At 36.6% G+C, this 1,326-nt stretch carries 1 protein-coding gene; it reads left to right on the top strand.

The window, feature by feature from the left end:
* On the top strand, window positions 1–1,326 hold a 1,326-nt coding region (locus HMPREF1048_RS06190), incomplete at both ends, for a DUF1542 domain-containing protein (RefSeq protein WP_000519265.1).

Below are 1,326 nucleotides of genomic sequence, written 5' to 3'. Positions count from 1 at the left end.
AATCGACGGGCGTAAAGACTTAACTGACGAAGAAAAAGCAGCAGCTAAGGAAGAAGCTCAAGCAAAAGCTAAAGAAGCAACAGATGCAATTGATGCTCAACCAGCTAATGCAGAAACACCAGAAAAAGCAGCAGAAGCACAAACAGCAGTAGATGGTGCTAAGAAATCAGGTGTAGATGAAGTTGCAGCTGTAAATCCAGAAGCTAAAGCTAAACCAGCAGCTAAGAAAGCAATCGAAGATAAATTAGCAAAACAATTGGAAGATATTGCTAATACTCCAGATGCTACTGATGAAGAGAAGAAAGTTGCAGCAGATGCAGCTAAAGCTCAAGCAGAAGAAGCTAAGGAAGAAATCGATAAAGCTAGAACAGATGCAGAAGTTAAGCAACTTCAAGAAGCAGCTGAAGGTGAAATTGAAAAATCTGTACCAGTTGTAGAAGATAAACCAAATGCTCGTAAAGCAATTGATGAAGAAGCAACAGCTAAGAAAGCAGAAATCGATGCGCGTAACGATCTAACTCCTGAAGCTAAAGCTAAATTAAAAGCTAAAGTAGATAAAGCTGCTGAAAAATCTAAAGCAGCAATTGATGCAGTAAGTAGTGTAGACGATGTTAATACAATAGAAGAAGCTGATAAGGCGGCTATTAAAGCAATTGGAGAAGTAAACAGACCAATTGATAAAGTATTAGTAAAAGATCCAAGTGCATTAACAGATGAAGAAAAAGCTAAAATCTTAGAAGAAGTTAAGAAAGTTAACCCAACAGCTAAAGAAGTTAAATATGATGAAAATGGAAACATCGAAGTAACAACAGAAGCTGGCGATAAAGGAATTATCAATCCGACAAAATTAGTGAAAACTGAGGACCAATTAGATAACGGTAAAGGTGGAAATGACATTAACAAACCACTTGATAAAGTTATCGTAAAAGATCCATCGAACTTAACTGACGAAGAGAAAGCTAAGATTGTTGCTAAAGTTGAAGAGGTAAATCCAGATGCTATCGTAACAATCAATGAAGATGGAACTGTTTCTGTTTCTACTCCAGATGGTAAAACTGCAGCAATTCCAGCATCAGAATTAGTAAGAACTAAAGAAGATACTTCTAACCCAGATGCAGGAAATAGTAAAATTGTTAAACCAGCAGACAAAGTAGCCGGTGAAGCAAATGATCCGGATGATCAAGCTAAAGTAGAAGAAAAATTAAGAGAATTAAACCCAGAAACTAAATCTGTTAAATTTGATGAAGATGGTAATGCGACAGTTACACTGAAAGATGGAACTACTGCGACAATCCCATCAGAAGATTTATTCAAATCAGAAGTAGA

The sequence above is a fragment of the Streptococcus mitis SK575 genome, assembly GCF_000257865.1.
Lineage (GTDB): Bacteria > Bacillota > Bacilli > Lactobacillales > Streptococcaceae > Streptococcus > Streptococcus mitis_CQ.
This window is presented reverse-complemented; position numbering and strand designations above follow the sequence as displayed.